This is a genomic window from Pantoea allii (assembly GCF_002307475.1).
In the GTDB taxonomy this organism is placed as follows: Bacteria; Pseudomonadota; Gammaproteobacteria; order Enterobacterales; family Enterobacteriaceae; genus Pantoea; species Pantoea allii.
In genome coordinates this window covers 65,927-90,274 of sequence record NZ_NTMH01000022.1, presented here as the reverse complement: position 1 = coordinate 90,274, position 24,348 = coordinate 65,927, and the positions used below count along the sequence as shown (strand labels likewise).

The window sequence follows — 24,348 nt, the reverse complement described above, 5'->3', positions numbered from 1 at the left end:
CACAGGCATGATAACGCTGCCGTCTGTTTTTGGCAGTCTGGCGTTTACCTCGTCCTTGTTAATGACTGCAGCAGGTAACCCAACGTGAGATTTCCTAATCAGCGCCTTGCGCAACTGTTTGACGCGTTGAAAAACGAAACGCTGCCCCAGGATGAACTGGCGCGGCGCTTCGCTGTATCAACGCGCACCGTACGAACGGATATCACCGCGCTTAACGCCTTGCTACAGGAGCATGGGGCGCAGTTTGTGTTGAATCGCGGGGCGGGTTACCAGCTTAAAATTAGCGATGTGCAGCGTTTTAACGTGCTGCAACAGCAAACGCGCGCACCGTTGCGGGTGCCGCGTACTTCACACGACCGAATCCGCTACCTGCTGGTGCGCTTTCTGACCGCTGCTTATTCGTTGAAGCTGGAAAACCTGGCGGAGGAGTGGTTTGTCAGCCGTGCCACGCTGCAAAATGATATGGCCGACGTGCGCGACTGGCTCGGGCGTTATCAGTTGAGCATTGAAAGTAAACCCCATCACGGCATGAAACTGTTTGGCAGTGAAGTGGCGATTCGCACTTGCTTAACCGATCTGCTGATTCAGATCGAGCAAGAGCAGCCGGACAGCCCATTGATTGTGCCGGAATCGCTGGAAAACGGCCTGCTGGACACTCTGCAGCCGCTGCTGCAAAGCAGCTTTACCCAGCACAATATCCGCCTTAGCGATGAAGGCGAGCGCTATTTGCGCTTTTACTGCGCGGTGGCGATACGTCGTATCAATGAAGGCTACCCATTGAGCGATCCCCAGGCGGAAGAGATCGGTGATGACGTGCGCGAGTCGGCGCAAACCCTGATTCATGCGCTGCGGCCGCTGATCGCAAAACCCATTTCTCCGGCGGAAGAGAGCTGGCTGCGGGTAAATATCGCCGCCCGACGTATTCAGGACATTGCCCCCAGCGCCATTAATGCGGACGATGCGGATGCGCTGGTTGATTACCTGCTCAGTTTTATTAACACCCATTACTATTACAATCTCCAGAACGATCCACAGCTACGGGCCGATCTGCTGACCCACATTAAAACCATGATCACGCGGGTGCGTTACCAGATCCATATCCCTAATCCGCTGTTAAGCAACATTAAACAGCATTATCCGATGGCCTATGACGTGACCCTGGCGGCGGTGTCCAGCTGGGGCAAATATTCGCCCTATACCATCAGCGAAAACGAAATTGGCTTTCTGGTGCTCCACATCGGCGTCGGGCTGGAGCGCCATTATGATGTGGGCTATCAGCGTCGCCCTCAGGTACTGCTGGTGTGCGACAGCGGCAACTCAACGCTCCGCATGATAGAAGCCATGCTGATGCGCAACTATCCGCAGTTGCAGGTCACTCAGTGCCTGTCGCAGCGTGAATATGAAGCCCGTCAGCGCATCGAAGAAGATTTTGTGATTTCCACCACGCGGCTGAGTGAAAAAGAGAAACCGGTTGTCGTGGTGGCGCCTTTCCCCACGGAATTTCAGCTGGAGCAGATAGGTAAGCTGGTGCTGGTCGATCGCACCCGACCCTATATGTTGGAGAAATTTTTTGATGCCCGTCATTTCAGGATTATCGACGAGCCGATGACTCAGTCTGCGCTGTTCCGGTTATTGTGCCATCAGCTGGAAGCGGAAGGCGTGGTGGACGACGCGTTTTATGCCTCCGTCGAGGAGCGTGAAGCCATCGTCAGCACCATGTTGGGTGAGGGCATTGCGCTACCGCACTCGCTGGGCCTGATGGCGAAAAAAACGGTCGTCTATACCGTTCTGGCCCCGCAAGGTATTCCCTGGGGAGACGATACGGCTTACGTGATATTCCTGCTGGCGATCAGCAAAAACGAGTATGAAGAAGCGATGGCTATCTACGACCTGTTTGTAACGTTTATGCGCGAGCGGGCCATGACGCGTTTACGTGACAGCAGCGACTTTGCCTGTTTTAAAACCGTCGCGCTGGACTGCCTGAGTCGACTGTAAACATCAGGGGATCGTTCTCGTCAGGTTAATTTTTCTTTGCCAGCAGGCGGGGGATTTCGCGCAGGCACCAGGCTTTTGCTTCCCCCATGCTGTCACGCCGCCATGCCATGATGATATCGACCTCGCGGGAATACTCCGGGCTGACCACCCGCAAGCGTCCCTCTGCAATGTCCTGTTCCACCATGTTATAAGGCATCGTTGCAACGCCCAAACCGGCCAGAAGCGCGCGACGTTTATCATCCATCGTACTGACGGTCAGGCGCTGTTGCTTATCCAGCAGTTGCACGGTCAGAACCGGGCGCTCACGGGCCGTATCCGCCACGGCAATACCGCGATATTTCACCCGCGTGACTTCTGAAAGCGGCTCAGGTTCGTCGTGGATCGGATGGTCCGGGCTGGCAACGTAAACGCTGATGATGCTGTAAAGTTTGCGGGTGTTAATCTCGGTAGAGGCGCGGAAATGCATATCCGGTGCAATCACGATATCGGCCCGCCCCTGTTCCAGCCTTTCCCATGCCCCCGCCAGGACTTCTGTCATGATGGAAATCTGCGTGTTGGCCTTGTCAGCCAGCTTAGTGACTAACGGAAACAGCGCATCGGTGGGGATTAATGCTTCCGTGACGATGGTCAGCTGGGTTTCCCAGCCGCGCGCCAGTGCCTCGGCATCGGTAGTGAGTTTATCGGCGGCTTCCAGCAAAACCCGACCGCGCTCAAGCAGCATTCTTCCTACATTGGTGAACTTGGTACGGTGGCCTGAGCGGTCAAACAGGACCACATCCAGCTCTTCTTCCAGTTTCTGCATGGTGTAGCTGAGCGCCGAGGGCACGCGCCCTAACTCATCGGCGGCGGCGGCAAAGCTGCCACGGCGATCGATAGCATCCATGACACGTAATGCTTCGAGGGTTAACGCACGATCTTTAGCCATCCCGGTTCTCTGTCAGGAAATTTGAATATGCCGGGCAGATTAACTGGCTAACAATCCGGCGTCCAGACTTTTACCATAAAGGAATCATACCCGTCGTCGATCCTTGCCGACGGATGCAGGAGGTAAAGAATGATTACGACACGCAGTGCATCCGCTTGTGGTCAGGCCGATTACGGTTGGTTACAGGCGCGCTACAGTTTCTCTTTTGGCCACTATTTCGACCCCAAATTGATGGGTTATGCCTCCTTACGCGTTTTAAATCAGGAAGTTCTGGCACCTGGCGCGGCTTTTCAGCCGCGCACCTATCCACAGGTGGATGTGCTGAACATCGTTTTGCAGGGAGAGGCGGAATACCGTGACAGCGAAGGCAATCACATCACCGTGAGGGAAGGTGAGGCGCTGCTCCTCTCCGCGCAGCCTGGCGTGAGCTATAGCGAACTTAACCCGAGTAAAGATCGCCCGTTAACGCGCATGCAGCTCTGGCTGGCAGCCTGCCCGGAACGTGAAAACCCGCGTATGCAGAAAATCACCCTGTCTGGCGGAACGCGTTCACAGTTGCTGGCTTCCCCCGATGGCAGCGACAACAGCCTTCAGTTGCGACAGCAGGTCTGGATTCATCAGCTTGAGCTGGCAGCAGGGGAACAACACCTGGTGCCGCTACAGGGCGCGCGCGCCTATCTGCAATCCATCCACGGCGCGTTAGAGGCCTCAGCGGGTGCTGCACATCATGAACAGTTGGGCTGTGGCGATGGGGCATTTTTGCAGGAAGAGCAGCAGCTGTGGCTGTCGGCAATAACGCCGACCCGCGCGCTGGTGATTGATATCCCGGTCTGATGCTTCTCGGGTAATGCTAGCGGATAACACCGCTGGCGGAGCGCGGTATTCAGCCGCACGGTGAGCCGGTTAACGTTTGTTTGCCATATAAAAAAAGCCGCAACCCGAAAGGGTGCGGCTTTTCTGTGTGCGGCAGCAGCAGGTCTGGACAGCGGCTAACGCAGCGTTATTTCACCATCGTGAAGGCGGTAGTGACGTGTTTCACGCCGCTGACCCGGCTGGCAATATCTGCGGCGGCTTTGGCTTCGTCTGGCGTCACCAGGCCTAACAGGAACACTTCACCGTTTTCCGTGGTGACTTTCACACTTGACGATTTCACCTGATCGCTGCCCAGCAGCTGCGAACGGATCTTGGTGGTGATCCAGGTGTCAGACGATGAGGTGCCAAGGCTGACTTTCGGCCCAATCCGAATTTCGTTATACACTTCGGTTGCGCCGTCAACGCCCATGGTGATCTGTTTCGCGCGGTTGGCAATGTCCTGACTGGGTGCCTGACCGGTTAACAGCACTTTGCCCTGATAGGCGGTGGCAATGACGCGGGCATCGGTTTTGATTTGCTGATCTTTTGCCAGCGCGTTGCTGACGCGTAATTCCAGCGTGCCATCATCAACCTGCGTCCCGACAGAGCGGGGATCGGTGGCGGTTTTGGTCGCAACAGCGGCGCTACCAGCAACCACCGCGACGCAGCCTTGCAGCAGCATGGCGGTTAAAACAATGGCTACAGCGTTCAATGCTTTCATTGGTGCTCCTTCCGTCATTCCTGGTGGGGAAACAAGGTGTTATCAATCAGATCGCACAAACAGTTGAGTGTTAACATATGCATCTCCTGAATGCGAGCACTGCGATGTGAAGGAATACGAATTTCCACATCCTGCGGTCCCAGCAATCCGGCTAATTCGCCCCCATCATAACCGGTAAGCGCAACGATAGTCATATCGCGCGTGACGGCGGCTTCAACCGCCTTCACGATGTCACGTGTATTTCCTCGGGTAGAGATGGCCAGCAGCACGTCGCCGGTTTGTCCCAGCGCACGCACCTGTTTGGCATAGATCTCGTCATGCAGGCGATCGTTACTGATTGCCGTCAGCATCACGTTGTCCGCACTTAATGCCAGTGCGGGCAGGCTGGGGCGTTCGGTTTCAAAGCGGTTGATCATGCTGGCGGCAAAGTGCTGAGCATTGGCTGACGACGCGCCATTACCACAGCTCAGTATCTTGTTACCGTTAAGAAGTGACTGCACCATCGTCATCGCTGCCCGCGAAATGGCATCGGGTAACGCCTCTGCAGCTGCGATTTGAGTTTGAATACTTTCGGTAAAACACGCTTTAATTCTTTCCTGCACACGACCACCTGGTTCTAAACGTCTGCATTAAAGGCATTCGGCAACCATTCAAGCGCCGTGCCGGTAATGGCAATGATGTCGAAACGGCAATTCACTGTTTCAAAACTGCCGCCGCGTTGCGCCAGCCACAGAGAGGCGGCACGCAGCAGCTTGTGTTGTTTCTGTCGGGTAATGCTGGCCAGACTGCCGCCGAATCGGGCGTTACGTCGGTAACGCACTTCGACAAACACCCAACATTGTCTGTCTCGCATTATCAGGTCAAGTTCACCTGCGCGATAGTAAACATTGCTGGCGACCCATGTTAACCCCGCCCGCTCAAGATAGCGGCGGGCGAGTTGTTCATGCTCGGCCCCCGTACGGCGGCGGTTTAGCTGGCCGGTACGATATTGCCCTGGCGATACTGGTTCCATGTCAACTTCCTGTTGATCACACAATCAGTGGTGGCGCTCAGCTTACCGGTATTGCCGTCGAGCGAGAAGCCCGGTACCTGACGCATCTGGTTGAAGTGGTTAGCCAGCGTCCAGGCGTCAATCCCCATTGCGTACAGGCGCACCAGCGAATAGTCGTTATTAAACGATTTTGCGGCCTGCTGCATCAACGCCGGGTTAGCGCCAGACAGCAGAGGAATATCACTGAACTGCAGTCCTTCCATTTCCAGTCGGAAATCCGGGCCTGCTCCCGCCTGCGCGCTGCGCGAACTGGCATAGAGCGCAACGTTACTGCGGCTACCGGTACGCATGCTGATCATCGGTTTAATCAGTTGCAGTTCATCCTGAGTCGAGACGATGTAGGCGGCATCTATCGCACCGCCACTGCTGGCTGCCGGAGCAGTAGTTTGAGGTGCCGGAATATTCAGCCCTGCAATGGATACGCTTTGCGGCTGAGAAGACGATGGCATGACAACCGGCGTACCGCTCATGCTGATCCCGGCACCGCTGTTAATGCCTTGCTTGAGCTCTGAAACAGAACCAAAGCGCTGCTGAAGCACGGTGCTGCCACCCAGCGACTGCCACTCTTTCGTAAAGGCTGCCGTCACACGATCACCCAGACCATTACGCGGAACTAACAGCAGCGGCTGACGTTTACCCTGATCCCAGATGTGGTGCGCAGCATCGCGCGCTTCATCTTCAGGCGACAGCGCAAAATAGCACATATTGGGGTGGTTCTGGATGTGCTCTGGCTCGTTCAGGGCCAGTACGTTCAGCGGTGTCTGGCTGTTCGCGACGGATTCAACATTGTTTTTCAGGAGCGGTCCGACGACCAGTGTGGCACCGTCCTGCTGGGCCTGCTGCATCACCTGCGCGACAGGCTGGCTGCTGGTGTCATAAACCTTCACCTGGGCATTGCTGGCCGGTTCGGCAGCGGGCTGTTGCTGCTGTTGGGGCTGCTGTTGCGTTGTGGCCGGTTGCTGCCCGTTGCTGGTCTGCTGCGTTGCCGCAGGATTTGCTGACGGGCTGACGACCGCGTTCGCATCAGCAGGCTGCTGCTGATTCATCGCGATAGGATCTTGTGCACTGCCCGGCGTCGCCTGTGGGGCGGTCGCAAGGGTACCGTTTTTCGCATCGTTGAACCCTTTCTGGATAGCACTGGCGAACATTTGCGCCTGACCGTTCAAGGGCAGCAGCAGCGCGATAGTGCTGGTCGAGGCTTTAGTGAAGTTCTGCGCCTGGCTCAGTTGGGTCGGTAGGGTTTTTGCCGCAGGGTTATCCGGATAGCGCGTCTGCCAGTCTTTGATAGCTGACTTCAGCATAGTGGCATCCTGGGCATTAGCATGCCAGGTCGTCAGCAGATCCAGCCAGCCCTGCAGAATGTTTTCATCGGCATTAATCACCAGCGAATTCATATCCTGCTGCGACAGTTGGGTCAGCGCCTGCCAGGTTGCATCAATATTCTTTTGGCGGTCATCACCTTTCAGCAATGGCTCCTGCGCAATATAGGCGCGAAGCAGGGCCAGGGATGTTTTACCCTGCGCACTGGCAATCTGTAAACCGAAGTAGCGGGCCAGCTGATCCTGAGACAGCTCACTGGTTTTCACCTGACTCAGGACCTGTTGAGCATCGGCAATCTTTTGCTGTCCAATCTGCGACTGGGCCTTCAACAGCAGTAATTCTTGCTGCTGTTTATCGGAAAGCTGAGCAGGCAGTTCATCGATGGCCTGCGCAGCCTGAGGATATTTTCCTTCTTTCAGCAGGGCGCGGATTGCGAGTAATTGCCAGTCGGTCTTGCTATCATCGCTGCTTTGCTGCACCTGCTGCAGATAGTAGGCAGAATTATTGGTAACGGGTCCCTGAATATCTACGGACTGGCTTTTGGGGCCCTGGCCGCTACACGCGGCTAAAATCAGACCAGCAAGAAGGACAGGCACAAAGCGTCCTGCTTTATGACGAACGATTTTTGAAGGAAGCATACTGTATCCAGTGATGTTTTTTTCAAGATGCTCAATATTAAATCGGCAATTCGGATGAAACAATGAAACAACTCGATCGGGCAGACATTTCCGCCAGCACGCTCTACATCGTGCCAACCCCAATAGGTAATTTGGCTGACATTACCCAGCGGGCGCTAGCGGTACTTTCCAGCGTCGATCTGGTCGCAGCGGAAGATACACGTCATACCGGACTGTTGCTACAACATTTCGCCATCAATGCGCGACTCTTCGCACTTCATGACCACAACGAACAGCAGAAAGCAGAAATCTTGCTAACCAGGCTGCAACAGGGAGAAAGCATAGCTCTGGTTTCGGATGCTGGCACGCCGTTAATCAACGATCCAGGTTATCACCTGGTTCGCCGTTGCCGTGAGGCCGGGATTCGCATCGTTCCTTTACCTGGTGCCTGTGCAGCGATAACAGCATTAAGCGCAGCGGGATTGCCGTCTGATCGTTTCTGTTACGAAGGGTTTCTGCCCGCCAAAACCAAGGCGCGTTGTGATGCCCTGCGGGCGCTGGCTGAGGAGCCGCGCACCCTGATTTTTTATGAGTCCACGCACCGCTTGCTGGACAGCCTTCAGGACATGGTGACGGAACTGGGTGCCGACCGCTATGTGGTGCTGGCGCGCGAGTTGACGAAAACCTGGGAAAACCTGAATGGTGCGCCGGTGGGCGAGCTCCTGGCCTGGGTGAAAGAGGATGAAAATCGCCGTAAAGGTGAGATGGTGCTGATTGTTGAAGGCCATCATCCTGACGAAGAGGCGCTTCCCGCGGAAGCCCTGCGCACGCTGGCGCTGTTACAGCAGGAACTGCCGTTGAAAAAGGCAGCAGCGCTGACGGCGGAGATCCACGGGGTGAAAAAGAATGCGCTCTATAAATACGCGCTGGAGCAACAGGCATAAGCCTGACGCGTTGCCTGCGCGCCGGGCGTGACAGCGCGAGCTAAACCCTCTATAATGCGCGCCGAAGCTGACCAGACAGTCGCCGCTTCGTCGTCGTCCTTCTCTGAAGGAGACGGGCGAAGGGGAGGAAAGTCCGGGCTCCATAGGGCAGGGTGCCAGGTAACGCCTGGGGGGGAAACCCACGACCAGTGCAACAGAGAGCAAACCGCCGATGGCCCAGTAATGGGATCAGGTAAGGGTGAAAGGGTGCGGTAAGAGCGCACCGCGCGGCTGGTAACAGTCCGTGGCACGGTAAACTCCACCCGGAGCAAGGCCAAATAGGGGTTCACATGGTACGGCCCGTACTGAACCCGGGTAGGCTGCTTGAGCCAGTGAGCGATTGCTGGCCTAGATGAATGACTGTCCACGACAGAACCCGGCTTATCGGTCAGTTTCGACTTCTTAATGCAAACCCCGCGCAAGCGGGGTTTTTGCTTTGTGGGGTGGTGTGGTGCAGTGCAGAAAGGCGATGAATGACTGTCCACGACGCTGTTCATAAAAGCACGCGGCTTACCGGTCAGTTCCGCCGTCTTAATGCAAACCTCACGCAAGCGGGGTTTTTGCTTTGTGGGGTGAGAAGGCGATGAATGACTGTCCACGACGCTGTTCATAAAAGTACGCGGCTTACCGGTCAGTTCCGCCGTCATAATGCAAAGCCCGCGCAGGCGGGGTTTTTGCGTTGTGGCACCTTAACCTGATAAATACCTGTTCATCACGTTAAGAAGACAAAGGCCCTTTCGCTGAATGCTTTCACTTCTCAGGCAAATCCCATGCAATTAATTGCTGCCGCGCTATACGCTCATCCCACATGTTGACGTGATACCTGTCATCTGTTTGAGAGGCAAAGGTTTCTCTCAGCTATAGTTGAAGGCGGCTTACCGGCAGCAATCAGCTCACCATTTTGCCGCACATGGCGCGAATTCATTGAATGAGTATTAAAAAAACAGGTGGATCATGGTTACAAGAAGGACTTTACTGACTTATTCCGGGGCTTTTGCTGCCTTATCTGCATTAGGCATTTCCCCTGGCGCTATCGCAGCAGGTGTTCTCAAAATGGGTGATAGCAAAGCATTTAACTTTGAAACCTTAATTGCCCAGGCCAAAGCGCTGGCGGCTAAACCTTACGAAAAGCCCACTGAATTCGACCCGTCATTGTTATCCAACATAACCTATGACGCCTACATGAAAACGGTCTACAAACCGGACTATGCGCTGTTTAAAAACGCCGGACGGTTTCCTGTTACCTTTTTTATGGTCAACGGCTTACACCGTATGCCGGTGAAAATGCACGTTGTTGAAAATAACGCCGCGCGCGAAATCATACAAAATATTGATTACTTCACCACCACGGACAAAACCGTCAAGCTGCCTCCGCTTAAAGGTAACGTGTTTTCAGGATTCCGGGTGCTGGCCAGTCAGGATACGTTAAAAACGAACCCACAAAACGACTGGATATCCTTTATGGGGGCTTCCTACTTCCGCGCCATCGGCGAACTGGGCCAGTTTGGATTATCCGCGCGTGGCATCGCCCTGAATACCGTTCAGCCCGGCATGGATGAAGAGTTTCCTGACTTTACGGATTTCTGGTTTGAAGCGCCTAAAGATGACAGCAAAAACCTGACCGTCTATGCGCTGCTCAACGGGCCGAGCATCACCGGTGCCTATAAATTTATCCTGCACCGCAGCAAAGGTGTGGTGCAGGATGTCGAATGTACGCTGTTCCTGCGTAAAGACGTTCAGCGTTTCGGGATTGCCCCTCTGACCTCAATGTACTGGTTTTCAAAAACGGTCAAAGGCGCAGGCACAGACTGGCGTCCGGAAGTGCACGATTCAGACGGCCTGGCGATGTGGACCGGCAACGGCGAACATATCTGGCGACCACTCAACAATCCTTTACGCGTGGTGACGTCGAGCTTTAACGACGAGAATCCGCGAGGATTTGGTTTGCTCCAGAAGGACAGAGCGTTCGACAGCTACCTTGATGCGGCTCACTATGAGCGGCGGCCCGATCTCTGGGTGGAGCCCATCGGCAAATGGGGCAAAGGCTCGGTGCTGCTGGTGGAAATCCCGACTGACGATGAAATCTATGACAACATCGTGGCCATGTGGGTGCCAGAATCACCGGCTAAAGCGGGCGAACAGCATCACTTCCATTATCGACTGCACTGGCTGGCCGATGAGCCTTATCCTTCCACCCTGGCGCGTTGTGGTGCGACCCGACTGGGCAGGGGCGGTGTGCCGGGTTCCGACCGTCCGCATGACAGCCGTAAGTTTGCCGTCGAGTTCCGTGGCGATGTGCTCAACCATCTGCCGTCAGGCGTGTCGCCAGAAGCCGTCCTTTCTGCGTCGCGTGGCACGTTTGAGAACGTGCTCGTGTCTAAATTGCCGGACGATTCAGGCAACTGGCTGGCACAGTTTGATTTGGTGGCGGGGGACGGTGATCCGGTAGAGCTTAAGCTCTATCTGAAAGCACAGGGCAACGTGGTGTCGGAAACCTGGTGCTACCAGTACCATCCGTTCAACTCGCCGGCAAAGCCCTGGCCAACGGCGTGTGAAACGAAATAAAGCAAAGGCAGCCCAACCTCAGGTTGGGCTGCTTGTTATGATCCCTGGTGCTGGTTTTCTAATTAATTATAAACAAACGTCAACGCTGCGGTGGCATTGGCTACGCCGGGTGTCAGGTCCCCGGTTCTGATATAGCGTGGTGTCACCTGGAAAGAGAGATTACTGGCATCCGATGCGGTTTTGATCAGGTTTCTGCCCGGCGCACCGCCATACCTTGCCGGATAGCTGAGCTGAACCGGTGTCGTACTGCTATTGAGTAAAAGCTCAACCCCCACGCCTTGCGCATCTGATTCACCGGTTAAGTTCAGGGTGGTGGTCGTATTTGCCGGATTCGTTAAGTCACTGAAAATAGCCTCAACGATAACATTATCATCGCACTGCAAATTAATGGTTACCGGTTCACCAGCATATACGCTGTTAATATTAGGCAGTTGCTGCGTTCCCACGGCGCCCATATTCGCGACAAGGCTGCGCGTCATAATGTCACAGCCTTTGTTATTCACGGCCAGTGAGCTGATATTGGCATTCACCGGCACGGGATAAGCACCGCTGAGTAAGTCTCTCATTTGTGCTCTGCCAGCGCTAAACGTGATGCTGTAAACGTTGGGGGAAATGATTTCGCCTGTCGTGACAAATTTGTATTGCAAGGTGGTCTGGACATTGGAAATACCCAAAAGCGATGTAGAAGTGAGTTTGGTTTCCGCAGAGCCAATGGGTAACATGCCGAGACTGGATGCGCCAGAAATCGTATTAGGTACCATTCTGGCTTTTAATACGACCCCAATGCCGGTGATGCCTGTTCTGTATATTGAATGATTACCCGAGCCATCATTGTAGCTGATACCGGTGGGGGAAAGATTGCTGGTGTCATACCAGCCATATTGCCATGTGCCTACCCGATGTGTTTGCCCACATGCGTTTGTATTCCAGCCGCTTAAATCAACGCCTGCCGAAGAAGGTGCTTGATTACTCATATTGACTGAAATGGCGGGCACGGTTATCTCACAGGAACTGTCTGTCTCATAGGCGTAAACCGACGGGTGAGCGCTAACCAGAATAATAAAAATCAGGATGATCAACTTATTCATAGAAACCTGCTTTATTAACACGTTTAATCGTATTCAAGGTTAAAAGTTGCGGTGGCATTAGCCATGCCGGGCTTAACCGCTGCGGTTGATTTATATCGAGAGTAAAACTTCAGCTCTGCGTCTGAATTGGGTATCAGTGAATAATGTGCTGAAGCAAAATTTAACGGGATCGGGTTTTTCTCTTTATCCAGAATTTCAATGCCGATGCCACTGGCTGATTCATTCATTTCAGTGAGCCTCAGCAACGAACTGTCTGCCAGATCGGGCGTGCCCTCGAAAGTGACTTTAACGCCAGAGGCCAGCGACGAGCAGTTACGTAAATAAATACTGAAAGGCACCAGTTCTGACGTTAACTGGCCCGCAGTAAAATCACGACTTGCCACCGTACCCATGTCAACCGACAACTCTCTGGCGTTGCTGTCCACCACACAACCATTTTCTGAAATAATGCCATTTATCTGAAGGATAATATCGTAGGCATGTGTGGATGAATAACAACAGAGTAAGGGGAGAAGAAGTAAAATTCTGATCATTCGCACCTCAGATGTTTTTTGATAATAATGCCGTTTGATGTGATGTTGGCAAGATCGAAGCGCAGATTACAGCGTTGATCCTGACGGCTTCCCCAGCTTGCCGTGAGTGTTCCACTTTCCGGTATACCTGAAAGGAAGACGTTGCCGTTGTCGCCGACAATGCTGCTAATCGCAGGGTCTTTTACTGTCACAAGCGTACCCAGCGGCAGGGCTTTACCGTTTTTCGTCAGCGTAAATAACGCCTGAAGCCCTTTCCTGACATCATATTTAGCGCGCGTCAGCGCACCCTGAGTCGGCACCGTATTTTTAACCGCTTCCTCCAGTGTAATATCTGGCGGCAGTGTTGACTGGTCGAGCGCAATGCGGTTATTTCTGTATGCGGTGGCGTAAGGAAGATAGGTATATCCGCGCCAGTCGGTCTTAACGCCCGTTCTGTTTTCAACGGATAATCCTGAGGCACCTGCTGCATCCACGAGTATATTGGTGTCCCCCAGCGCCTGACCAAAAGTTATTCCCTCCTGGTGAATAATGACACCGCCATCAATCCCAATACTCGCCTGACGATAGTGTTTACTGTAACTGTAATTTGATGTGACGGCGTTATAGGCTCCGTTGTAGGTCAGACCGGCACTCCCGCCGTAGGCCTGGCCATTATTGCTGTAAGATTGTTGAAGGTTATAACTGAGGTTTCTGTTTTCCAGCGCCACCCCGTTAATTCCCGTCGAATGGGTATAATTCCCTTTCGCATCATAGTGTGTTCCAGCCGTTGCCCAGGCCCGGCGTGCAGTGTGAGGGGCGGAATTCCGGGTAAATTTATCCAGCGGCAAAGAAAATAATAAAGATATGCGTTTATCCGTTTCCATTTGCCATGGATTACGGTTATAGCTCAAAGCCAGTCCTGCGGTAATGTCGTAAAGTGTGGTATTAAAACCGGCCTGCAACGTCGTGTTTTTCTTTCCCATGTTCCAGTATGTTTGTTCTAAACCGGTGAGATAGACAGACCCGAATTCACCCAGATCCTGAGATAAACTGGCCTGAAGTTGACCTTTACGGGCAAAGCGTAGGTTATAAGTTGTATCAAGATTCAACGAGCCATCTGTATTGAAACCACGACCGTCAATTTTTTTCCATGTGGTATCACTAAAATTATAAAATCCGTCAGTGGTAAAGCGATAGCTTAATAATTGGAACGTTGTGCCAGAGGTGTTCAGCGATTTCGCATACTGAAACTTATAGGCGTTTCCGGCATGCTGACTTTTATCGGCTAACGTACTCTGGGCATGGGTTGCATCAACCGAAATTGCGCCCATAAAGCCCAGGTTCATGCCTAAGCCCAATGACCAGGCTTTATAATTATCGCTTAACTGACCACCGCCATAGAAAGACATTCCATAGGGTAAACCTGCAATAAGCGTGGCCTGAAAAAACTCCGGTGAATCTTGCATCGTCAGACCACGGTATTTCCCGGAGGTCAGGCTGTATTTGATGCTACCTTCTCGTTGTAATACCGGCAGAGAAGAGTAAGGCATGGTGTAAGACTGAACTTGCCCATCACTTTCTGTAATGTTGACCGTCAGATCGCCGCTGCTTCCCGTGGCGTAGAGATCGGTTAATTCAAAGGGCCCTGGAGGAACGTAGGTTTCATAAACAACATAGTTATTTTGTTTCACCGTCACTCTGGCATTGGTTTTCGCTATGCCTCTGACCACGGGTGCAAAGCCTCGACGGCTGTCAGGCAGCATCGCCTCATCCGACGAAATTTGCAGACCTCTGAAATTGAAGGTGTCATAGATCGCATTGGACGTGCTGTATTCACCTATTGTTATGATGCTGTCGAAGTCTAACAGCGGACGTTGTAAGTAAGTGCGGATGTTTTTCCATTCGCTGTTACGCGAATCGTGGGTTTCATTAAACGTCCAGGTTGAATTATTTCTTAAGCGCCAGGCACCGAGGTTGGCACCGCTATCCAGGGCCAGAAAATGATTTTCCGCGTCATAGTGATTGACCTTGCCGGTTGAGCCGCTGTATCGATAGTTAAGCAGTAACGCTGGGATACCGTGATCCCACCGCGTTTTGGGTATGTGCCCTCGCGCGGTATTGAAAAGCACGGATTGTGGCGCGCTAATCTCAACTTTTAGCTTCTCTGGCACAAAATTAACATGAGAACCTGGTATGTCATCTTCTATGAAAATACAGGCGCCGGGTTTAGTTATGTCACGGGTATTAATCCCGACAGCGACCAGGATTTTCTCATCGAAACATGGAACAATGTTCTTACCTTTCTCAATAAAGTTTATTTCCGCCGAAGTGGCATAATCGCTGTTCAGATAGATATCAACTAAATAAATACCGGGCGCGATAACATTGCCATTTTGAAAGTTTTCCAGATCGGCTACAGATGAGACTGTTGAATCAATCAGCCCAGGATTAAATTTATAGTTGGCGGTGGCCTGAAAGGGGAAATGTATCAGAACAATCAATGCCAGTTTTCCATAACATTTCATCTTAATCTCCGGTTTTCAATTTATCTGACATGCACGACAGGCTCCATACCGCCGTAATCGTTAATAACCTGATAAGTCATCTCCTTTGCCGGAGCAATATCAATGCTTGTCTTACCAAAAGGCGCAAGTGTGATGCTTCTTGTTTCAAGAAATTGATTTTTGCTCTTTATATTGGCGACATTGATATAATAAGGCGTTGGGTTATTAAAGGTGACCAGGCTGTCTTGTCGGGTGGTTTGCAGTTTTTTAATGGCTTCGCTGCTACTTAATGGAAGATTGTTGGGGCGATAAAATAGTTTTAGCCGACTGACGATGGCAAACTGTAGGCTGCTGCTATCAGGTTCGGTGTTATTATTTTGCGATGGTATCGCTTTGACATTAAGCCAGTATAAGGTTTCACGATCGGACGGGCGCTTTTCGCCAGAAAAAATGATGCGTAACAGGTTTTCTTTATTGGGCTGAATAATGAATAGTGGTGGTGTAAGAACAAAATCATTGCTTTTGTTGCTGGCGTCATCTTCAACCCATGACTGAATTAAATAGACTGCGGCTGTATCCGTATTGGTGACAGAAAGCGATGCTTGTTTAGCATTTTCATTATAAATAACGCGGGTAGCGCCTACACCAATACCGCCTGCATTAACGCTCAGACTGGCACATAACAAGGCCATATAAAGTACAAATCTGATGATGTACATGTTTACCCTTACTTGAAGAGAATAATGGCAGGGTTTCCCCTGCCAGTGTTATCAGGCATAAGTGATAGTAAAATTGGCAGAGCTGTCGACGGAACCCACGGTGACCGTGTCTGAAACCGATATCATGTCTGCTTTAAAGGTATAGATATTGGTACTGCCGGACAGTGCTTCTGCTGGCGTAGCCGTACCGAGGGTGATCTCGGCATTGTTATTATCAACAAGATAGACGCCAACCCCTGCCGCGGTTCCGGTTGACTGAAGTGCATTTTGGGTTGCATCTTTTACGCCGTCAAACGTCACCGCTGCTGTGCTCGACGTGCCATCACACTGCTCTAAAATAATTTTAAAGGCTTTAGGATTTTGCGCCTTCGTTCCTGCGGTATCACCAAAGGTGCTGGCTTTGACCTGACCGAGTTGTACGGTTTGGTAGGCAGTATCACTGGAAACGACACAGGCTGTATTAACGACTTCACCTAGAAAATTAACGGTGCCACCATTGACTGTTGCGGCATGACCCAGGGTATTTACGCCCATAAATAACATGGCAACAGAACTGATAAGTAACTTGTTTTTCATTTAAGAATTCCTTTTATATAATGAACTTTGACAGAATGTAACTAACTAATGAAATTTTAAAATATTGCTAATTGCCTCCTTTTCCTTATTGCCATTCTTCTGCTTTTTATCATGACGGGAGCAGTTGATGCTGAAAGGCATATGCCTAGTGACCCGAAAGAATATCTCTGCAAATGAGCAATCCATTCACATTGCAGTTATCTAATCCATGTTCTTTTAGTATTTTCCTTTTAAGTCCATAAAGATATTTCAAAGAAAGATTATATTTCATTGCAATTTCACGCATTCCTTTACCCTTGCAAATCATATAAATGATCTGGTATTCAATCTTTGAGGTGTATCTTTTTATCACGTCGCTTTCTTTTACGTTCTGCAGAACGTCAATAAGATCCTCTTTTGTGATCTTTTTTGAAACAATTCGCGGATATTTTTCCTGCGTATCGTGGCAAACCAAAAAATCAGCAATAATAATAACTCTGGGTCCATGCGCCTTCTGGTTTGAAAGATAGTTTCTACGTTTAATATGATCCTGGATCGACACGATGAGAAGATCGTTTTTATCAGGATGGAACGTTGTAAACCTGTTTGTGTTAATGAATGCTTTATCACAATGTAACCCACGTAAGCTTGTTTCCAGGCCGATGAGAAAATAGCTGTCATCGGAAATAAAATACGTTTTCATTCATTACCTTGATGACATTATCTCTTGTTTGAGTGTTTTACTAACTGTGTAAATAGTGCCTCATCACTTTTTTTTCATCATTCTAAGTTGGTTTTTTTTATTGTCCACACTCAGGTTTTTCTCTTTTTTCCTAACAAATGAAATTTAGCCTGTCTTTGTTTTTTGTTTTAAGAGAATATAAATTAGCTTATTTAATAAATAACCTTTGTTAGTTAACTTTATGTTTTTATTGTTTTCATCATATTGATTTCATTGAATAAAAATAATTTACAGTTTAATCAAAAACTTATATTCACAATGCGTTACGGATATATGACTGCGCTTTAAATGAACACTGGTCTATAATATTGTCATTTTGTGATTTTTGAAGATAATCTATTGCTTATGTTCGGTATTTTTTAAAATAAAGGTTGATGCTGATAAATATTATTCTAACTTGATCAGAATATATGTTGGTTTCGTAGAAAACTCCTGGAAATGTTAAAGTCAGCTTTATGCCTGTTTTACCTATCAATATGAATTTATCAATGGAAAAAAACATTATTTACTGACGGTGTTTTTTAATCATCCTCTAAGCATCAGGCATCTTTTCTCTCAGTATTATCTTTTCATTCACATTGAGTTGCGATGATTTATAAGAAAGCGCAACAATCTAATAGCATCTTATGCGATATAACCCTTTGCTCTCTTTATGATGACGTGTGTTCCTTTTATTCTTGTCATCGTTACTCTGTATGATAAATGCGCACTTTGCCCTGACAGGGCGAGGGGCGAGAAGCAATGACGTTATGAAAGCCTTGTTGATGCCGATGCGGGCCCCTTTTTTATACACAGTAACTTGCCTCCGACAACGGAGAGGAGCTTTAACGGGGTGGGAAGAGAATGGACGTTTTGAGATCTGTCAGCGCAGGGGACGTATCACTCTGCTGTAATGCGTTGTGCTTCCCCCTTATCATTTATGACTGTATTTTGCTGTTTGCCTGTTTGCCTGTTTGCCTGTTTGCCTGCTTGCCTGCTTGTCTGCTTGTCTGCTTGTCTGCTTGTCTGCTTGTCTGCTTGTCTGCTTGTCTGCTTGTCTGCTTGTCTGCTTGTCTGCTTGTCTGCTTGTCTCTCTACCATCACTCTATCTGTCCTGACAGCTCCTGGCTGCCAGGAACGATCCCTTCGGCAGCGGATAAATCACAGGAGGGACATGTGCGAATAGTATGCGCGAGCCAGTCTTAATGATGCGTTTCAGTATGAGATTAAAAATCCACCAGGAAAGGCGACATTCATTTTTATTTCTATGGTTAAGACTTACTCAAAAAAGAGGCTTTTAGGTTGCGCTGTATTTATTTTAAGCAGCGCCTTAAAACGATGAGTATATAGCATTTTTATTGCGCAGTTTGGCCGTGTTTAATATTTTAATAGCCTTTCAGCCAATATTGATCATTATCATGATTTTTCGCGGAATCTCATATCTCAGTGACAATTGTGAGAAACAGCACAACCTTTTTTTTATTGATCATTAAGATTCGTAGCGGATAAAAAGGATGTAAAGGAAAGTCATTATGTATAGATATACGCAACCACGAACGTGTTGGTTAACATTTTATCAGTCAACGCCAGACAGTATTGCCAACCCGTTGTGGAATCCTCGCTTTAATGCTGCTTCTTTTGTAAAACCATCTTCTGCCTCTTCTGTTCGTCAGCCGTGTTCTTCTGCGTCAGACGCGGTGTTATCGCCCGCCTTTTCATATCCTGCCGCTGCCCATTCCTTGTTAAATCAACTGCATAAACGCCTGCTGATAAAGCACGTTGTGAAGCGAAAGCGTTAAGCGCGTTGCACTTCCTGATTTTACGATTGCATTTCTCTTCGGGGAATTGTGCTGGATACGTTTTGCCTGAAAAAGGAGTTTATATGAATAACAATGATAATGTTTCCGTCACCCTGGATGAAATTTATGCCGCTAAAGAAAGGCTAACTGGAAAAGTGTATAAAACCGGCATGCCACGTTCAAACTATCTTAGCGAACGCTGCGGCGGGGAAATATTCCTTAAATTTGAAAACATGCAGCGAACGGGCTCATTTAAAATCCGTGGCGCGTTCAATAAAATGAGTTCGCTGACAGAAGAAGAAAAACGTCAGGGCGTTGTCGCCTGCTCAGCCGGTAACCATGCACAGGGCGTTTCACTGTCGTGCGCCATGCTGAATATTGACGGTAAAGTCGTGATGCCTAAAGGTGCACCAAAATCCAAAGAGGCGGCGACGCGGGATTACTCCGCTGAAGTGGTCATCTACGGTGACAACTTTAATGACACCATGACCAAGGTGGATGAAATTGTCGCCAACGAAGGCCGTATATTTATTCCTCCTTATGATGATGTGAAAATCATTGCCGGACAGGGCACCATCGGTCTGGAAATCCTTGAAGATCTCTACGATGTCGATAACGTCATCGTTCCCGTGGGCGGCGGCGGGCTGATTGCCGGTATCGCCACTGCGATTAAGTCTATTAATCCCACAATTACCGTCATCGGCGTGCAGTCTGAAAACGTACACGGTATGGCAGCCTCCTTTTTTGCTGATACCATAACGCGCCATCGTCTTACCGGGACTCTTGCGGACGGCTGCGATGTCGCCCGTCCGGGCGATCTTACCTTCGCGATTGTGAGAGAATGGGTCGATGAGATGGTGTTAGTAAGTGAAGACGACATTCGTAAAAGTATGATTGCATTGATCCAGCGAAACAAAGTGGTTACGGAAGGGGCCGGCGCGTTGGCCTGCGCCGCGCTGTTGAGCGGCAAAGTTGACCACTACATCCAGGGGCGGAAAACCGTGTGCATTATCTCAGGTGGCAATATCGATTTGTCCCGGGTTTCCCAGATTACAGGTTTCGCTGACGCATAAAGGATAAGTTATGAGTAATTCTGAAAATATTCTCGACCAGGAAAAAGCGTCGACCTGGCGTAAGTCCGATACCACATGGACACTGGGTCTGTTTGGTACGGCCATTGGCGCTGGCGTGCTTTTTTTCCCCATCCGGGCCGGTTACGGTGGCCTGATTCCTATTTTGATCATGCTGGTACTCGCCTATCCCATCGCGTTTTACTGCCATCGGGCGTTGGCCCGGCTGTGCCTGTCAGGCAGCAACGTTTCGGGCAATATTACTGAAACTGTGGAAGAGCATTTCGGAAAAACCGGCGGGGTGGTCATTACCTTTCTCTATTTTTTTGCGATTTGTCCGCTGCTCTGGATCTATGGCGTCACCATCACCAATACCTTTATGGCATTTTGGCAATATCAGTTACAGCTGCCGGTACTGAATCGCGGCGTGGTAGCGCTGTTTCTGCTGTTGTTGATGGCTTTTGTCATCTGGTTTGGCAAAGACCTGATGGTAAAAGTGATGAGCTGGCTGGTGTTTCCGTTTATCGCCAGCCTGGTGGTGATTTCGCTCTCGCTGATCCCGTACTGGAATTCCGCCGTGATTGATCAGGTCAGCCTGAGTGATATCACCTTTACCGGCCACGATGGCATTCTGGTCACCGTATGGTTAGGCATTTCCATTATGGTGTTCTCGTTCAATTTCTCGCCGATTGTTTCTTCTTTTGTGGTTTCCAAGCGTGAAGAGTACGAGCCGGAAATGGGCCGGACCTATACCGAAAACAAGTGCAGCCAGATTATCTCGCTCGCCAGCATGTTGATGGTGGCCGTGGTGATGTTCTTTGCCTTTAGCTGTCTGTTTACCTTATCACCGCAAGACATGGCGGACGCTAAAGCACAAAATATCCCCGTGCTCTCCTATCTGGCAAACCACTTTTCATCCATGTCTGGTGAGAAGTCCACCTTCTCTACGGTGCTGGAATACAGCGCGTCGGTGATCGCCTTAGTCGCTATTTTCAAATCGTTCTTTGGGCACTATCTGGGCACGCTGGAAGGGTTGAATGGGCTGATTATTAAGTTCCGCTATAAGGGCGATAAAGACGCCGTGTCCAGCCGCAAACTGAATACGCTGAGCATGATCTTTATTATGGGATCAACCTGGCTTGTGGCTTACCTCAACCCCAATATCCTTGACCTGATTGAGGCAATGGGTGCGCCGATTATCGCCTCGCTGCTCTGCCTGTTACCGATGTTTGCTATCCGCAAAGTCCCGGCGCTGGCAAAATATAAAGGCCGGGTTGATAACGTCTTTGTTGCCGCGATCGGCTTACTCACTATTTTAAATATTGTGTATAAGTTTTTCTGACGGTCATTTCCCCTCGGTTTGACCTGACGTGCGCAGTCTGCCAGCGCACGTCAGGTCCTTTCACATCCCGGTTTATCTTCACCTGAGCGGCGTTCTGCTGCTAACCGCGACCGTGCGGCTCATCCCAGTTAAAAGCAGGCCCTACAGAGATGACACCATGCGGGTTGATGGTTTTATGGCTGCAGTAGTAGTGATGGCGAATATGGGGCAGGTTTACCGTGTCGGCAATCCCGGGCATTTGGTAGATATCACGCAGAAAACCGCTCAGATTCAGGTAGTCGCTAATACGGTGACGGTCACATTTAAAATGGGTGACGTAAACCGGATCGAAGCGCACCAGCGTGGTCCATAAACGTAAGTCAGCCTCGGTTATCCTGTCGCCGGTCAGATAACGATGCTGTCCTAAGATCTGCTCAAGACGAGACAGGGAATGGAACAGGGCGCTAACCGCTTCGTCATAAGCGGACTGCGAGGTGGCGAAACCGGTTTTATAGACGCCGTTGTTAACGGTGTCGTAGATCCAGCCGTTAAGCTCATCAATCTTTTCACGCAGCTCAACCGGGTAATAATCCCCCGCACGTGCACCCACGGCATCGAATGCACTGTTAAACATGCGAATGATATCGGCAGACTCATTACTGACGATGGTGTTCTGCTGTTTATCCCATAACACCGGCACGGTAACGCGACCGCTGTAGTCCTCATCCGCATGTAAATAGAGCTGATAGAGAAATTCATTTTGATGCAGTTTGTCTCCGGTTGCATCCGGGAAACTGTCATCAAACGTCCAGCCGTTTTCCAGCATCAGCGGATGAACCACTGACACATCAATCATGCTATCCAGGCCTTTAAGCTGACGCATCAGCAAGGTGCGGTGTGCCCACGGACAGGCAAGCGAGACATAAAGATGATAGCGATCGCGTTCTGCCGTAAACCCGGCTTTGCCACCTGGGCCTGCGCTGCCGTCGGGCGTCACCCAGTTACGCCATGCGGATTCTGAGCGCTTAAAGCGCCCACCGGTTGATTTGGTGTCATACCAGGTGTCATGCCAGACACCGTCAATTAACTGGCCCATGTTGTCTCCAATACAAAGGATAAGAAGAAAATCTCTCGCTCTAACCATAGGTGGTTATGGGTGACTTCGACAGCACACCACGTGCGTTGCCGGATATTTTGCTGAACAGCCTCAATAACGGCTATATGGCAAACGCGTCAGAGGCGTATTTGAGGACAGAATACCTTATGATTGGCCCCTCTTCGGCCTGAACCCGATAAGCCGTCCAGCACGCCTGTCCCGTTGGAAGAGGCAATAAAAGAAGGAAAGCGTAATGAAAGCGGTGCTCTTTGGTTATCACGAAATGGCCTGTACCGGCCTGAAGGCATTAATGGATGCCGGTTTCACGGTCAGTGCCTTGTTTACCCATGCGGACCCCGCTGCCGGTACGCAGTTTTACGGTTCTGTCGCCCGCCTGGCTGAAGGTTACAACATCCCGGTTTTTATCACAGAGGATGTCAACACCGCGGAATGGCAAGCCCGGATTGCCGACTTTGAGGCGGACTACCTGTTCTGCTTTTCCTACCGTCAGGTGCTCAGCGAGGCCATTCTGTCGTCGGTAAAAAAAGGGGCTTATAACGTGCATGCTGCCTTATTGCCTGCTTACCGTGGCCGCGCCCATCTCAACTGGGTGATTATCAAAGGGGAGACGCAAACCGGCGTCACGCTGCACCGTATGATCAAACGCCCTGATGCCGGTCCGATTCTGGCGCAGAAGGCCGTTGACATTCATCCGCAGGACAATGCCCTGGCGCTGCATACCCGATTAGTCGCGACCACCGGGGAGATGCTACCGGGCTGGCTCAAGGCGCTGGTGGCGGGCCAACTCGCTGAAATCCCCCAGGACGAACGCGCAGCCAGCTGTTTTGGAAGCCGTAAACCGGAAGACGGACAACTCAACTGGCACGACAGCGCCAGCGATAACCATAATCTGATTCGTGCGCTGGCATTCCCCTGGCCTGGGGCTTTCAGCGTTAATGGGTCACAACGATTTACCGTCTGGGAAAGCCGGGTTATTGAGGCGGATAACGTCAGTCAGCCTGGTGAGGTGGTTTCAGTCAATCCGTTGGTTATTGGCTGTGGGCAGGGGCAACTTGAGATTCTGCAGGGGCAGTCTGTGGGCGGCGAATCCGTCCCAGGCAGCACGCTGGCAGGCCAGCTCGGGCTGATTGTCGGGCAGCATTTGACGCGCTGAAGGCGTCAAATGCTGCGTCAGGCGATTATCCGAGCGCCTGTCCGCAAAGATAACCTACTGATGCAGACAGGCCCATCGCCAACAGGCTCCAGAAGCAAATCCGCGTGACGCTTTTTCTTACTGGCGCGTCCCCGGCCCGGGCCGCCGTCGCGCCAAGCAGCGCCAGCGCCAGGAGCGCCGAGGCCGCAATGGCGGGTAAGGCGAAAGGCCCGGTGATGAGCATCGCGATGGCGAACGGTAAAATACTGCCTGATGCGAAACTGATTGCTGAAAACAGGGCGGCCTGAAGCGGTTTCGCGCTGCTGAAGGCCGTGATGCCCAGTTCATCTCTGGCGTGCGCGGCCAACGCATCATGGGCCATCAGTTGCTCTGCCACCTGATGTGCCAGCTCAGGAGACAGGCCGCGCGCCCTGTAAATAGCCGCAAGCTCCATGGTTTCAGCCGCAAAATCGGCCTCCAGTTCGGCTTTTTCCTGCAGCAGAGACGCTTTTTCTGTATCGGACTGTGAGGACACCGAGACGTATTCTCCCGTTGCCATCGACATCGCCCCTCCGACGATGCCTGCCAGCCCGGCGAGCAACACGTTATGATGGCTACTGCTGGCAGAAACCACCCCGGCCAGCAGGCTGGCGGTGGATACGATGCCATCATTCGCGCCCAGCACGGCGGCCCGCAGCCATCCGGCGTGTGCAATTTTGTGTGATTCACTATGTAGCATCCGGTCTTCCAGTGATAAGCGATTCGTTTAACAAGGAGGGCG

Annotated in this window: 20 protein-coding genes and 1 other RNA gene; 8 read left to right on the top strand and 13 right to left on the bottom strand. The window is 51.0% G+C overall.

The features are described from left to right. The first annotated feature begins 84 nt into the window (after nucleotides 1-84). On the top strand, nucleotides 85-1,995 hold the full coding sequence (locus CMR03_RS07630; protein ID WP_063877368.1) for a BglG family transcription antiterminator: 1,911 nt from the start codon (nucleotides 85-87) through the stop codon (nucleotides 1,993-1,995). Nucleotides 1,996-2,020: 25 nt separating this feature from the next. Here the strand turns inward: CMR03_RS07630 and CMR03_RS07625 are convergent, their stop codons facing one another. Continuing rightward, a complete protein-coding gene (locus CMR03_RS07625; protein WP_063877367.1) occupies nucleotides 2,021-2,920 on the bottom strand; it encodes a LysR family transcriptional regulator in 900 nt (299 codons plus the stop codon). 129 nt (nucleotides 2,921-3,049) lie between these two features. On the opposite strand from CMR03_RS07625, the gene CMR03_RS07620 reads away from it, so the two are divergent. Continuing rightward, entirely contained in the window at nucleotides 3,050-3,754 is a 705-nt protein-coding gene (locus tag CMR03_RS07620; protein ID WP_096011228.1) for a pirin family protein, read from the top strand. 166 nt (nucleotides 3,755-3,920) lie between these two features. Here CMR03_RS07620 and dolP read toward each other — a convergent pair whose 3' ends face one another. From dolP to CMR03_RS07600, 4 genes are read right to left on the bottom strand one after another with little or no spacing between them, the layout of a single operon-like run. After that, nucleotides 3,921-4,493: a division/outer membrane stress-associated lipid-binding lipoprotein gene (gene dolP, locus CMR03_RS07615; protein ID WP_063877365.1), complete on the bottom strand. Its 573-nt coding sequence runs from the start codon at nucleotides 4,491-4,493 to the stop codon at nucleotides 3,921-3,923. A 14-nt stretch (nucleotides 4,494-4,507) separates the two neighbouring features. After that, nucleotides 4,508-5,095 (bottom strand): DnaA initiator-associating protein DiaA, encoded by a 588-nt coding sequence (diaA, locus tag CMR03_RS07610; RefSeq protein WP_013027345.1) that lies wholly within the window; start codon nucleotides 5,093-5,095, stop codon nucleotides 4,508-4,510. A 14-nt stretch (nucleotides 5,096-5,109) separates the two neighbouring features. Beyond that, nucleotides 5,110-5,505 (bottom strand): YraN family protein, encoded by a 396-nt coding sequence (locus tag CMR03_RS07605; RefSeq protein WP_063877364.1) that lies wholly within the window; start codon nucleotides 5,503-5,505, stop codon nucleotides 5,110-5,112. Then, the gene (locus tag CMR03_RS07600) at nucleotides 5,463-7,502 is read right to left on the bottom strand and encodes a penicillin-binding protein activator (RefSeq protein ID WP_096011227.1); all 2,040 of its coding nucleotides are present in this window, start codon (nucleotides 7,500-7,502) and stop codon (nucleotides 5,463-5,465) included. The genes CMR03_RS07605 and CMR03_RS07600 overlap by 43 nt, the downstream gene beginning before the upstream one ends. Before the next feature lie 62 nt (nucleotides 7,503-7,564). Between CMR03_RS07600 and rsmI the strand changes: the two genes are divergently transcribed. From rsmI to CMR03_RS07585, 3 genes are all read left to right on the top strand, one after another. After that, entirely contained in the window at nucleotides 7,565-8,425 is an 861-nt protein-coding gene (rsmI, locus tag CMR03_RS07595) for a 16S rRNA (cytidine(1402)-2'-O)-methyltransferase (protein ID WP_063877362.1), read from the top strand. Nucleotides 8,426-8,488: 63 nt separating this feature from the next. Beyond that, an RNA gene (rnpB, locus tag CMR03_RS07590) (RNase P RNA component class A) lies at nucleotides 8,489-8,864 on the top strand. Between the two features lie 554 nt (nucleotides 8,865-9,418). Next, complete coding sequence (locus CMR03_RS07585; RefSeq protein ID WP_096011226.1) at nucleotides 9,419-11,029, top strand: OpgD/OpgG family glucan biosynthesis protein; 1,611 nt, start codon at nucleotides 9,419-9,421, stop codon at nucleotides 11,027-11,029. 62 nt (nucleotides 11,030-11,091) lie between these two features. Here the strand turns inward: CMR03_RS07585 and CMR03_RS07580 are convergent, their stop codons facing one another. From CMR03_RS07580 to CMR03_RS07555, 6 genes are all read right to left on the bottom strand, one after another. Continuing rightward, the gene (locus CMR03_RS07580) at nucleotides 11,092-12,117 is read right to left on the bottom strand and encodes a fimbrial protein (RefSeq protein ID WP_063877360.1); all 1,026 of its coding nucleotides are present in this window, start codon (nucleotides 12,115-12,117) and stop codon (nucleotides 11,092-11,094) included. Nucleotides 12,118-12,140: 23 nt separating this feature from the next. Beyond that, entirely contained in the window at nucleotides 12,141-12,650 is a 510-nt protein-coding gene (locus CMR03_RS07575) for a fimbrial protein (RefSeq protein ID WP_096011225.1), read from the bottom strand. Further along, nucleotides 12,647-15,154 (bottom strand): fimbria/pilus outer membrane usher protein, encoded by a 2,508-nt coding sequence (locus CMR03_RS07570; RefSeq protein ID WP_096011224.1) that lies wholly within the window; start codon nucleotides 15,152-15,154, stop codon nucleotides 12,647-12,649. The genes CMR03_RS07575 and CMR03_RS07570 overlap by 4 nt, the downstream gene beginning before the upstream one ends. Before the next feature lie 20 nt (nucleotides 15,155-15,174). Further along, nucleotides 15,175-15,852, bottom strand: coding sequence for a fimbrial biogenesis chaperone (locus CMR03_RS07565; RefSeq protein ID WP_096011223.1), 678 nt, complete (start codon nucleotides 15,850-15,852; stop codon nucleotides 15,175-15,177). A 51-nt stretch (nucleotides 15,853-15,903) separates the two neighbouring features. Next, complete coding sequence (locus CMR03_RS07560; RefSeq protein ID WP_063877357.1) at nucleotides 15,904-16,428, bottom strand: fimbrial protein; 525 nt, start codon at nucleotides 16,426-16,428, stop codon at nucleotides 15,904-15,906. Nucleotides 16,429-16,573: 145 nt separating this feature from the next. Further along, the gene (locus tag CMR03_RS07555) at nucleotides 16,574-17,110 is read right to left on the bottom strand and encodes a hypothetical protein (RefSeq protein ID WP_096011222.1); all 537 of its coding nucleotides are present in this window, start codon (nucleotides 17,108-17,110) and stop codon (nucleotides 16,574-16,576) included. A 1,900-nt stretch (nucleotides 17,111-19,010) separates the two neighbouring features. On the opposite strand from CMR03_RS07555, the gene tdcB reads away from it, so the two are divergent. Both tdcB and tdcC read left to right on the top strand, forming a co-directional pair. After that, nucleotides 19,011-20,000: a bifunctional threonine ammonia-lyase/L-serine ammonia-lyase TdcB gene (gene tdcB / locus CMR03_RS07545; RefSeq protein WP_096011220.1), complete on the top strand. Its 990-nt coding sequence runs from the start codon at nucleotides 19,011-19,013 to the stop codon at nucleotides 19,998-20,000. A 10-nt stretch (nucleotides 20,001-20,010) separates the two neighbouring features. After that, nucleotides 20,011-21,339, top strand: a complete 1,329-nt coding sequence (tdcC, locus tag CMR03_RS07540) for a threonine/serine transporter TdcC (protein ID WP_096011219.1) — start codon at nucleotides 20,011-20,013, stop codon at nucleotides 21,337-21,339. Nucleotides 21,340-21,439: 100 nt separating this feature from the next. On the opposite strand, the gene CMR03_RS07535 is transcribed toward tdcC, so the two are convergent. Beyond that, nucleotides 21,440-22,414, bottom strand: a complete 975-nt coding sequence (locus tag CMR03_RS07535) for a glutathione S-transferase family protein (protein ID WP_063877352.1) — start codon at nucleotides 22,412-22,414, stop codon at nucleotides 21,440-21,442. Nucleotides 22,415-22,667: 253 nt separating this feature from the next. Here CMR03_RS07535 and CMR03_RS07530 point away from each other — a divergent pair, with 253 nt between their 5' ends. After that, nucleotides 22,668-23,588, top strand: coding sequence for a formyltransferase family protein (locus CMR03_RS07530; protein ID WP_096011218.1), 921 nt, complete (start codon nucleotides 22,668-22,670; stop codon nucleotides 23,586-23,588). Between the two features lie 25 nt (nucleotides 23,589-23,613). On the opposite strand, the gene CMR03_RS07525 is transcribed toward CMR03_RS07530, so the two are convergent. Continuing rightward, nucleotides 23,614-24,306: a VIT1/CCC1 transporter family protein gene (locus tag CMR03_RS07525; RefSeq protein ID WP_096011217.1), complete on the bottom strand. Its 693-nt coding sequence runs from the start codon at nucleotides 24,304-24,306 to the stop codon at nucleotides 23,614-23,616. Nucleotides 24,307-24,348 lie beyond the last annotated feature (42 nt).

Coding starts and splice junctions, on each gene's coding strand:
- CMR03_RS07625 (WP_063877367.1), bottom strand. CDS start 2,920: ATGGCTAAAGATCGTGCGTTAACCCTCGAAGCATTACGTGTCATGGAT.
- CMR03_RS07620 (WP_096011228.1), top strand. CDS start 3,050: ATGATTACGACACGCAGTGCATCCGCTTGTGGTCAGGCCGATTACGGT.
- dolP (WP_063877365.1), bottom strand. CDS start 4,493: ATGAAAGCATTGAACGCTGTAGCCATTGTTTTAACCGCCATGCTGCTG.
- CMR03_RS07605 (WP_063877364.1), bottom strand. CDS start 5,505: ATGGAACCAGTATCGCCAGGGCAATATCGTACCGGCCAGCTAAACCGC.
- CMR03_RS07600 (WP_096011227.1), bottom strand. CDS start 7,502: ATGCTTCCTTCAAAAATCGTTCGTCATAAAGCAGGACGCTTTGTGCCT.
- rsmI (WP_063877362.1), top strand. CDS start 7,565: ATGAAACAACTCGATCGGGCAGACATTTCCGCCAGCACGCTCTACATC.
- CMR03_RS07585 (WP_096011226.1), top strand. CDS start 9,419: ATGGTTACAAGAAGGACTTTACTGACTTATTCCGGGGCTTTTGCTGCC.
- CMR03_RS07580 (WP_063877360.1), bottom strand. CDS start 12,117: ATGAATAAGTTGATCATCCTGATTTTTATTATTCTGGTTAGCGCTCAC.
- CMR03_RS07575 (WP_096011225.1), bottom strand. CDS start 12,650: ATGATCAGAATTTTACTTCTTCTCCCCTTACTCTGTTGTTATTCATCC.
- CMR03_RS07570 (WP_096011224.1), bottom strand. CDS start 15,154: ATGAAATGTTATGGAAAACTGGCATTGATTGTTCTGATACATTTCCCC.
- CMR03_RS07565 (WP_096011223.1), bottom strand. CDS start 15,852: ATGTACATCATCAGATTTGTACTTTATATGGCCTTGTTATGTGCCAGT.
- CMR03_RS07560 (WP_063877357.1), bottom strand. CDS start 16,428: ATGAAAAACAAGTTACTTATCAGTTCTGTTGCCATGTTATTTATGGGC.
- CMR03_RS07555 (WP_096011222.1), bottom strand. CDS start 17,110: ATGAAAACGTATTTTATTTCCGATGACAGCTATTTTCTCATCGGCCTG.
- tdcB (WP_096011220.1), top strand. CDS start 19,011: ATGAATAACAATGATAATGTTTCCGTCACCCTGGATGAAATTTATGCC.
- tdcC (WP_096011219.1), top strand. CDS start 20,011: ATGAGTAATTCTGAAAATATTCTCGACCAGGAAAAAGCGTCGACCTGG.
- CMR03_RS07535 (WP_063877352.1), bottom strand. CDS start 22,414: ATGGGCCAGTTAATTGACGGTGTCTGGCATGACACCTGGTATGACACC.
- CMR03_RS07530 (WP_096011218.1), top strand. CDS start 22,668: ATGAAAGCGGTGCTCTTTGGTTATCACGAAATGGCCTGTACCGGCCTG.
- CMR03_RS07525 (WP_096011217.1), bottom strand. CDS start 24,306: ATGCTACATAGTGAATCACACAAAATTGCACACGCCGGATGGCTGCGG.